The sequence below is a fragment of the Pseudomonas sp. WS 5503 genome (genome assembly GCF_012985385.1).
Lineage (GTDB): Bacteria > Pseudomonadota > Gammaproteobacteria > Pseudomonadales > Pseudomonadaceae > Aquipseudomonas > Aquipseudomonas paracarnis.
The window spans coordinates 388,884-398,906 of record NZ_JAAQWI010000007.1 but is presented as its reverse complement, the minus strand read 5'-3'; the positions used below and the strand labels follow the sequence as shown (position 1 = coordinate 398,906).

At 57.9% G+C, this 10,023-nt stretch carries 7 protein-coding genes and 2 pseudogenes; 1 reads left to right on the top strand and 8 read right to left on the bottom strand.

Going from position 1 to position 10,023, the window contains the following annotated elements; all coding sequences use genetic code 11:
- Positions 1–118: 118 nt before the first annotated feature.
- Together HBO10_RS19940 and HBO10_RS19935 are read right to left on the bottom strand one after the other, a co-directional pair.
- A pseudogene (locus HBO10_RS19940) lies at positions 119–439 on the bottom strand (DNA polymerase V subunit UmuC); the annotation flags it as partial.
- Positions 432–857 carry a S24 family peptidase gene (locus HBO10_RS19935; protein WP_034135895.1) on the bottom strand — a complete coding sequence of 142 codons (426 nt, stop codon included), beginning with the start codon at positions 855–857 and terminating at the stop codon, positions 432–434. The gene HBO10_RS19935 and the pseudogene HBO10_RS19940, both read right to left, overlap by 8 nt.
- 101 nt (positions 858–958) lie before the next feature.
- Between HBO10_RS19935 and HBO10_RS19930 the strand changes: the two genes are divergently transcribed.
- Positions 959–1,639, top strand: coding sequence for an SOS response-associated peptidase family protein (locus HBO10_RS19930; protein WP_169922090.1), 681 nt, complete (start codon positions 959–961; stop codon positions 1,637–1,639).
- Here HBO10_RS19930 and HBO10_RS19925 read toward each other — a convergent pair.
- The 6 genes and pseudogenes from HBO10_RS19925 to HBO10_RS19900 form a co-directional block, all read right to left on the bottom strand.
- On the bottom strand, positions 1,636–2,430 hold the full coding sequence (locus HBO10_RS19925) for a DNA adenine methylase (protein ID WP_047711359.1): 795 nt from the start codon (positions 2,428–2,430) through the stop codon (positions 1,636–1,638). The genes HBO10_RS19930 and HBO10_RS19925 overlap by 4 nt on opposite strands.
- Before the next feature lie 61 nt (positions 2,431–2,491).
- Entirely contained in the window at positions 2,492–3,016 is a 525-nt protein-coding gene (locus HBO10_RS19920) for a lysis system i-spanin subunit Rz (RefSeq protein ID WP_169922089.1), read from the bottom strand.
- Positions 3,016–3,441, bottom strand: a complete 426-nt coding sequence (locus HBO10_RS19915) for a cell wall hydrolase (RefSeq protein WP_169922088.1) — start codon at positions 3,439–3,441, stop codon at positions 3,016–3,018. Before HBO10_RS19915 ends, HBO10_RS19920 begins: the two co-directional genes overlap by 1 nt.
- Before the next feature lie 57 nt (positions 3,442–3,498).
- Positions 3,499–4,053: a tail fiber assembly protein gene (locus tag HBO10_RS19910; RefSeq protein ID WP_169922087.1), complete on the bottom strand. Its 555-nt coding sequence runs from the start codon at positions 4,051–4,053 to the stop codon at positions 3,499–3,501.
- Between the two features lie 456 nt (positions 4,054–4,509).
- Positions 4,510–4,812, bottom strand: a pseudogene (locus tag HBO10_RS31380) (tail fiber domain-containing protein); the annotation flags it as partial.
- Positions 4,813–5,887: 1,075 nt separating this feature from the next.
- A complete protein-coding gene (locus HBO10_RS19900) occupies positions 5,888–9,910 on the bottom strand; it encodes a DUF1983 domain-containing protein (RefSeq protein WP_169922085.1) in 4,023 nt (1,340 codons plus the stop codon).
- Positions 9,911–10,023: the final 113 nt, after the last annotated feature.

Below are 10,023 nucleotides of genomic sequence, written 5' to 3'. Positions count from 1 at the left end.
CACGAGGTAATGGGGCACGAAATGAATGCGCTCTAGCGTCGCCATTCAACGCCCCTGGGACGCTTAACAATGTCCATAGATAGAACTCAATAGCTTATGCGTCCACACTATACAACTTACTCTTATCGATACTGTAAATTTCAACGGCAGGAACCATCGATTCGATCAGAGTCATCACTCGCTCGCTCATGTCGCCATAGAGCGCGTAGTTAGACGAGAAGGGAATGATGCCGTGTTGCTTCAGCTTGTGTTTGATTAGAAAATACGGCTCGCCCATCTTGATAAACGGCTTGGCGTCGTAGCTGCGGGCAATGACGCAGCCATCGTTATTGCTCAGTACGACGATAGGCACCTTTGCCAGATCTGGACGAAAGACCCGTTCGCAGCTCGCATAGAAACTGTTGCAGTCAATCAGCGCGAAGACCGACGCGTTAGACATGACTGCGCACCGTGCTGGTGATCACGCCCCAGATCGATAGCTCATCCCCCTCCAGGACATACCGCGCTGGGTATTTCGGATTCTCCGACAGAAGAATCACCTCTTTCCCACGTTTGCATAGTCGCTTGCAGACGGGATCATTGTTCAAAAGAGCTACAACGACGTGTCCGTGGGCCGGCTCAATTGATCGATCCACAACAGCCAAGTCTCCCTCAAAAATTCCCGCCCCTTGCATACTTTCACCAGTAATCGCGATGAGATAGACATGCGGCGCCCTGATATTTAGGACCTCATCCAATGAGATGTGCTGCTCGATGTGATCGGCTGCCGGTGAGGGGAACCCAGCAGGTACACGAAACGAGCAGAAAGGCAGCTTCGTGCCGCCTTCGGATATAGGACCTAAAATGGTAAAGCTCATGATGCAGCCTTCTACACATACTGTACGAATGTACAGTTAACTTTGCGGCCGGCTTGCGGTCAATTTTTCTGTAGGGGATTTCGACAGACGGAGAGGTGCCTATGTGCGGAAGGCTTTCGCAGTACCGGGGAATCCACGACTTCGTTGCAGCGCTGAGCATGCCCAATGCTCTGGCGAACTCCGTGGGCGATCAACCGATTGAGCGGTACAACGTCGCACCAACAACCGCGGTTGCGCTGCTGCACCTGCAGGGCGACCTACTCCACGCCGATCCAGTTCGCTGGGGATGGCGGCCGCACTGGGCGAAAGACCGCGCCGCGCCCATCAATGCGCGGGTGGAAAAAGTGGCCCACGGCCCGTTCTTCCGGGCAATCTGGCCTCACCGGGCAATAACACCTGTCGACAACTGGTTTGAGTGGGTGGATGAAGGTGGGCCCAAGAAGCAGCCCTACCTGATCCGCCGGCGGGATGGTGCACCGATATTCTGTGCCGCCATCGGCCAGCTACCGGATGCTGATGAAGGCCCGGGCGAGCATGATGGCTTCGTGATCATCACCGCCGACAGCGCCGGGGGAATGGTAGACATTCACGACCGGCGCCCCGTGGTGCTGACCCCGGACCTGGCGCGGGAATGGTTGGACCCGGCCACGCCCAAGGAGCGCGCCGAGCAGATGGTGTTGCACCAGGGCGAGCGGGCCGAGGCCTTCGAATGGTTCAAAGTCGATACGGCCGTGGGCAACGTCCGGAACAAGGGTCCCGGCCTGATACAGCCTGCACCCTAAAACAGCCCGCCAAGTTCAGAGGGTTTCCAATTCATGATCACAAGCTCGCCGCTGACCTCAGCTTTCCCCTGGCGCTGATTGCTTGTGCTGTAACGGATATCCAGCGTTTCAAAGTGAAACCCTTCAAACACCCGCCGAATATCAGGGTGGTCGTTGATACTCACCATGACCTTGCCTTTGCAGCGGCGCATGAAGTCGGCCATCCGCTCATAGTTTTCGAACGGAAAGTCCACCCCGTAGCCTGCGGTCTGCCAGTAAGGCGGGTCCATGTAGTGGAAAGTGTGGGGCCGGTCGTAGCGCTCGGCGCATTCAAGCCATCCCAAGTTTTCCACATAGGTCCCGGAAAGACGCTGCCAGGCTGCGGAGAGGTTCTCTTCAATCCGCAGTAGATTGATCGCAGGCCCGGTAGTCGCGGTACCAAACGTCTGCCCAGTCACCTTACCGGCAAAGGCATGGTGCTGCAGATAGAAGAAACGAGCGGCACGTTGGATGTCGGTGAGTGTTTCAGGGCGGGTCATCTTCTGCCACTCGAACACCTGTCGAGAACTGAGCGCCCATTTAAACTGGCGCACAAATTCCTCGAGGTGGTTCTGCACAACGCGGTAGAGCGTCACCAGGTCGCCGTTGATGTCATTGAGCACTTCAACGGACGCGGCCTGGGGACGCATGAAGTAGAGCGCGGCGCCGCCGGCAAAGACTTCAACGTAGCATTCGTGCGGCGGGAAGAGCGGGATAAGGCGGTCAGCCAGGCGGCGCTTGCCGCCCATCCATGGAACGATTGGGTTTGTCATTTGCGATCCTTCGCGGTTGGTTTCATTAGGTGATGCTAATTTTTGCGACCACAACTACAGGTCAGCGAACAATGGCTCTCATATAAGCCTGACAAGCCTGCAAAGCGATCAGTCCTTGGTCGCCGTCGTCGGTGATTCTGATAATTCTTTGAGCATGCGCTGGGTCAAGTTGGGCTCTACGGGCTGCATGAACCACGCCGGCGGCGCCGGAGGTGGCAGGCACGTTGCAGCCACTGGCTGAATCCTCGATGAGGACTGACAGCCGGACATCAGCAGTAGCAAGCTGATCACGCAGGCGAGCCTGGTTGCGTTGGGCATCGGATAACTCCCTGGAATGTTGTTGGTCCTGGCCAGCGAGCTGCCGCTCCAAGGCCAGGCGCTTGTCCTGTTCGGCCGCCTGCTGACGCCAGGCCTCGCCAGTGATTGCATCCAGTTCCTTCTGATGGTGGGCTCCCTGCTCCGCAATACGCTCGGCCATCTTCTTGCCCATACGCCAGTCCTGAACCTGCCATGCCCCGCCAAAGCCGATGGCCAGCGCCAGCAGGATTGCCAGCCCCAGGCCGATCAGCTTCTGTACCGGCGTCATCACGGCACATCCTTGAAGAAGACGTGATGCCCCAGGCGCAGCGTCTGTTTGGCCTTCGCCGCCCAGGCCGGGGCCTTCGGCATTGTCGTTGCGTAGTAGTGCGTGGCCCCGCCGGTTGGATCAGGCACGGCGCCAGACATCACCTGGACAGCCGCACGCTGGGCCTGGGCAAACTGCGCAGCCGGGATCTGCTTGGCGCCGCTCAGGTAGGCGTAGTTCGGGTCGTTCTGGTTCCAACAGCTGAACTGCCAGGGCTTGAGGCACACACCGGCGTAGCCCTCCCCCCACCACGACTTAGCCTTGCCGTCGAACACACGGTTGCGGATGGTCCAGGCCACGGCAATTTGACCATCCGGCCCTTCGCCGCGGGCCTCGCCCCACAGGGTGCGCGCCAGGATGTCCCGGTCTTTCTCGGTTGCGTTCATACTTTTCTCCAGGCAATAAAAAACCCGCTCAAGGCGGGCGGCGGTGACCGATGACAGTTACGCGGGCACTACGGGCCATTCAATGGCATCCGGGAACTGCGGCTGCTCAATAACGCGGCTCAGCGCAACACGGTACTTTTTCCACGAATTGAGTGCGGCGAGGTTTGCGTCCGTGGCTTCGTCGACATCTACGGCGTCCTGGAGTGGTGTGATCGCATAGTCTGCGACGGCCCGCAAGCGGGTGATCTCCGCAAAAGCAGTCTCCATGGGGTCGGCTTCAGGCGCTGTTAGCTCAGGAACCACCTGAACTGGCAATGAATCCACGGCTACATGCAGAGTGATGCTATGCGCCAAGTCGGCTGGCTCGCCATCTTTAGCCACGCTTACGGCCAGCACCCCGTCGTTGTAATTTATGGCTACCGAGCAAGACGCATCGACCTGGTTCAACACATAACCCCAGCCTTCTGGCGGTGGAACCATGCCAAGCGTTCCGTGCACCAGGTACTGGCCAGGGCCAGGGTGCTCGGTGGTGATGGTGTTAGCCCCCAGGGAGGTGACATCAATAACGGCACCGTCAGCACCGAGAATGTTTACTGCTGCGCGAGTTGTCATTTAGATAGCCTTGAGTGTGCCGTCAGCGGCGCGAGTTGTATTTCCAGTGTGGTAGAGCTCAAGCCAGGGAGTTGTGGCGCCATCGTAAATAGACTGAAACTTGATAGTGCCGGAGTTACCAGCCAGGCCGTACGGCCACGCGACTGTCAGTCTGTTGGATCCATCGGAGTGCCGAAAAATCTGCTTGTACCAGTAGCCCGTGCCGCCCGAGGGCATGCTAGGAGACCCTGGCGGATAGAGGTTGGGGTCAATACCATGCACAGCATTGGTCAGCCAGCTCTGAACTACGCTCGTCCGCGTTCTGCCAGTCGCATAAGCATCTGCGACGTTGCCGCTCTCGTAGCCGATAGAAGCCACAGCCGCACTACCCAACTGAAGCCCAGCTCGGGCCGCTGCTGGGTTGGTGCCGCCGGTGCCCCCCATGGTTACAGGGACAACGTTTTGTGTGGAGACCAAACCAAGGCCCGCCAATGTCGCCCCCCACTGCTGAATCATCGCCCGGACTTGGTCGGCCAGATCTTTCGTGTATCCCTGCACAGGCATGAGCGCATACGAACCGGCACCGTTAGATGCGCTTCGATAGTTCGGCGTGATCGATAGCGAAGTATTGCTGGCGATATTGGTTACTTCGTACTGCCCGCCATCAGGGCCTATAAATGCGTCTCCCACTCGACTATTAGCGAGAAAGGCTGTGCCGGAGCCGACTACGGCATTCGAATTCAACGCTACAGAAACTGTTCCCGTTCTATACCAAGGCATATTTATCTCCAAATAAAATTTTTTCGTGACGGCGATACGATCTAGAAAATCAAGTAGCTTAAATCAAGTCCCAGGGAGCCTTGCATATACTGCCGCCATGCTACCGATATCCGTCCAAGCCCCAAGAGCAGTCACGCCAAAAACCTGCAAGCAGGACTCGTTATAATTAAATCTAACTCCAATTGGCGTCCAGTTAATATGCGATGGTGTAATTAACCCTCGAGAAAATGGGTTAATCATAAAATACTCATCGCTCAAAAGCTGACCTACAAGCAAGCTCTTCCAGTAATAGCCGTTAGCAATAGGGTTAATTATCACTCTCCCCTGAAACGACCATGAGTGACTGGCTCGGGAGAATAGTACCGGCACAGTGCCGGAGTCGTAGATTACGCTCCCGTCTTCCCCCCACATTCGCAACCCGTATTGAGCCTTAGAAAGCGAAGCAAAGACTGCTGCAAACCACTTACCGTAAGGCCGATCATTGATATTACGCGTCGAAAGAACAAAGCCTGTCCAGTTCCCCGCGCCCCCGGTTATGACCAGCCCTGCATATAAATCATCAGGCCTAGCGGGAGTATTCTGCATAAATATGCATGGAGGCTCCTGCGTGGTTATTGGGGCTGGAAAGTTGACATATGCATTGGAGTTAGAGGTTGCAGCATACGAGCCGCTATAAACAGCACAAAGCCTGGGCATCTCAGAATCTATTTGTATATAGCGCTCATCGTTAGCCACCGACAATCCGAAAGTCAATTTTTATACCTCATGACCAGCAATCTAAATTTGATCACCGTACCCAAAGACTTGTCTGCTTCAGCAGGGTGTTTTCCGTATACATTAACGACACCCTCCCCAACCGACACGTATGGCAGTGCACTGTATATATATTCATTGGCAGGGGGCTCGGTTGGCAGTATCACAGCAGAGCAGTTGCTTGGACTGAAGCCGGGGACAGAGACGGTAATGGGGCCTCCGGTGGTTGCTTGATAGAGTCCGTTGTGGAGGATTTGATAGGTAAAACTATCAGTGTCCATTTCTAGAGCGCCTGATTCGCTCCACGTTCTTACACCATGGCTCATGCGTCTAGATCTCCAAGCTGTACACGTCTACGACCACTTGCGTCGTATACCTTGATGGCCCGATTCGTCATTGATAGACGGCCGCCACCAGGTGCTGGCCCGTTGAATTCAAGGTTCCCCGCCTTATCCAAAAGCCATCCCTGTACGCCGGCGACATAGTTGTCTGATTGCAGCGCCTGGCCGATCTTCAGCATTGTTATAGTGCCGTCCTCGATCATTGCCGACCGCATAAATACCTGGCCGTTGCTCACAACGAATGGGGTAGTAATTCCACCGCCGGCAAGCGTATTCACCACGGCAAACCTGTCAGCACTCACCAGGAACTGGCTTTGCAGCAAGCCATCGGCATTCTGTTCAATGCCCAGGCCAATCCCTGCAGCCACGTACTGGCCGTTTGAGTTCACCTGCATCTTCACCGCCCACATGGTGGACAGCTTTCCATCGGTGTCGGCCTGGGCCTTGGCGGTGATCTGGATCGCCGCCTTGCTCTTCCACTCGCTGAGTGCGCTAGCCAGGTCTCCCTCGTCGGTACCGTCTCGCCCACCACCCACAACAGCCTGAAGCGTGGTTGACTGCGAGGCGACGGCCTTATCGGTGTCGGCCAGAGATTTGGTAACCGTCTGAACGGCTGACGAGTTCTCGTCAACTTGAGCCTGCGTGGTGTCGACTCTTTGACCAAGTGCGGTATCCGCATTCGCCCGGACGGTTGCCTCTTGGATTATCGCCGCGGCGTTGCTGCCGACGTTTGCCCCCATTTGGTCGATGCGCGCGCTAAGGGCGCTGTCACCATCAGCCCTTGTCGATGACTCCACGCCAATCGCGGCCGTGTTGCCATCGATACTGCTTTTCAACTGTTCCAGCCGGGTGACTGTCGCCTGCTTGTCAGTGGCCACCACCTGCTCCAGCGTGGTCAAACTGGCCTTGTTCGCACCTACTGCCGCATCCAGCGACGTCGTGCGCTCGACCATGGCCAGGTTGTCGGAGGCTTGCACCTTCACCTGCTGGGCGAACTTTGCCGCCGCATCCCAGTTCTGCAGCGCGTCTGTCAGTGACCCTTCCCCGTCATCCTCCCTCCAGCTTGCCTGAAGCGATTGCACCGCAGATGCCTGGGCAGTGACCTTGCCGTCCACGGTGTCGATGGACGCCTTGTTCTGCTGGATCTGGACCGCCATAGCCTGGGTTGTTTCGGCAATGGTGCCTATGTCGAACCAGTAAGCGGCGTTGGGAGGCGTGGTGTTTTTCGGTACCGGCCCGGTGGCTTGGTACAAATGCTGGTCCTGCCGCACCACATCGCCGGCGGCGTAGGTTTTGGCAGGATCGTAGACCAGAGCGTCCGTTATCTGGTCGATTAGGTCTTCCAGCTCCTGCTTGGCCTGCTCCAGCCGTTCATTAACCGATCCAGGGCCTGAGCCAGAGATGAGTTCTATCTCGTCTAGAATCTCCTTGACCAGCTCCGTTTTTCCAACCTGTCCGGCGATCAGATCAAGGATCGGGCCGCCCTGAGAACTGGCCTGCCCTATCACTCCATTCGCCACCGGATAGAACGGCCCGATGTTGCCGGTCCGGTCCACCAAGCGCGCCCAGAAGAAGAACCGAGCGCCCGCCAACAGCGATTGCATACGGTAGTCGGCCTGCGGATATGCCAGGTCGGCCAGCTTCGTCGCAGCCGGCAGGTTATTCGCCGGGCCATACCAAAGCTCGGTCCGCTGGGTGTCCTCGGCGCCAGCAGGGAAGCCCCACTTGATGCCAATTCCGAACAGCTCGCTGGTGGTGGTAAGGAACGACACTGCCGGCGGCAGGCCGGTTTTGCCTTCCAAGTTGGTCAGCGCAGAGGTTGCCGGAATCGACGAAACGTTGAGCGCACTAACCGCCCGCACCCTGGCCATGTACTGGCCCGAGTAAATACCGCGGACGTCGACCATCTGCTCGGCGGTACGCGGAACCCTGATCCACTCCCGGGCGCCCCACTTCCATTCAACGTCATAAGCCACAGCGTTTGGCGCTGCATCCCAGGCGATCGACATCACCGTGACGGCGATGCCCTGCTCAATCACGACGTGCTGACTGAGCATGACGCGGGCCGGTGCGTCCTGGCTGCCAATCGGAATACCAGTGATTGGGCGAGGATCCACTACGGCGCCGTTGTCGATAGCGTCAAACTTGCTCGGGTCGTGCTGGATCACCTCGAGCTGGAACTGGTGCCACTCCGGCCGCGTGACGTTGCGTACATAGAACTGCATCAGCTTCAAGTCTTGGTAGTCGAGAATCCACCCGCACTCCGCCTGCGGCTGCTCGCTGAAGTCGGCCATGACGGTCACATCTCGCCCTGCCACAGACTTGACCACCCGGCCCTCTGACTTGCCGCTGGGAAGGTTGACCATCAAGCGGGCACCGACCGGCACCACAGTGTCGCGATCCAGCGTTACCACCCTGCCCGCCGCCGCGGCAATACGCCCGCCGTTTTTGCGGCCCACCAGCATTGGATCGGCCACCGCGATGACCTGCCCAGGCTTGGGAATGTCACCATCAAGGCCGACACGAAACACGCCGCCCTGGGTTTGCAGCTTTTCGGTGAGCGCCGCCCACTGCCCTGCGCGCTGTGCCTGACCCAGGGATGTGCAGCCAATCGCGCCAACCGTGGTTTCGCGCACGATACCGCCAAGCTCGATCATTGCCTCATCGTCGAAGACAGGCTCTTTGTCTGTTTCAAAGCCCTGGTCTGGATTGTCCCATCCGACCATGTACAGCGTGTGCCGGTCCCGCGCCCGGGTGCCCTCGTACTTAATGGCTCCGTTGTTCAGGATCTGCGTCTGGTTGTAGGTGAACACCGGGTCGCCCGGCATATCGGCGTTGACCACGATCTGGCTGCCGTCCCAGTAGGCCAGGCCGTGGAAGATCGAGGCCAGGTCCTGGAGCACTGCATAAGCTTCGGCTTGCTTCTGGAAGTACAGGTTGCAGGTGAAACGCGGCTCCATGCCCCCCTTTCCGTCCGGCACCATCTGATCGCAGTACTGCGCGATGCGATAGAGCGACCAGCGATCAACCATTGTCGCGTCGATGCGGTCGCCGAGGCCGTAGTACGGGTGCAGCACCAGGTCGTAGAAGATCCACGCAGGGTTGTTGGTATAGGCCTCTTTGAAGGTGCCATCCCAAATGCCGTTGCTCGTACCCGTGCCAGATGTTGAGTACGTGCGTGTCTCCGGGTTGTAGTTGGTGGGAACCCGAATGATGCGACCGCGCATCAGCACAGCAATCTTGGCGATGTCGCCGCCGAACGTCTGAGCGTCGTACTCGATGCTGCTGACGGCGGTTAGCGGGTATTCCTGATCACTATCGACAACCTCTGCGATGGCCTTGACCACCATCTGGTCGACCACCAGGTCGGAGTTGGCATTAGGGGTCAGGCGGCGCACCCGAACTGTCCAGCGGTTGCCGGCGGGAAGCTCAAGCCGATGGGCGCGCTCGTACTCGGTGACGTTCTTCCGATCGACAAACGAGACCAGTGCCTCCAGGTAGGGGCCATTGTCCGTGGAGATATCCACCGCGTAGTCAATGCGCACGCCATTGATGTTGCCGGCGGCATCTTGGCTGCGAAGCACTGGCCAGCTCAGGCGCAGGCGTACCGCGTCGAGTACCGGATTGGTGATGCTGTGCAGCCAGGGAGTGCCAAAGATCAGCTCTTGCTTGACGTCGATCTCGTTGCTGGACTCGGTGTTGCCTTCCAGACGAGCCTGATTCAGCTCACCGTTACGGAACTGCCATTTGACGCCAGGGTAGTTCAACGTGCCGTCCGGGCCCTGGATTGGGGTGCCGTCCAGCTTGATCGAGCGCAGACCATCAACCGGGCCAACAATTGGTCCCCAGCTCCACATGTAGAGGATCCGAGCGGTAGAAATCGAAGGAACGCTATTCTGCGCAATGCTCGGCCGTTTCTCTTTGGCCTGGCCGCCTTTGCCGCCGATCACGGCGCGCCGGGTGCGCGCTGCGGCGCGGGACGTCTTCTTTGCTGCTGCGCTCATGCGCCCTCCATAATGCAAAAACCCGCCAAGGCGGGCTGCAAAATATGCAAACTTGCTCGATTGTTTCGCTTTGCTACATATCTTTGATATACAAGAAACCCATGACAAGGAGC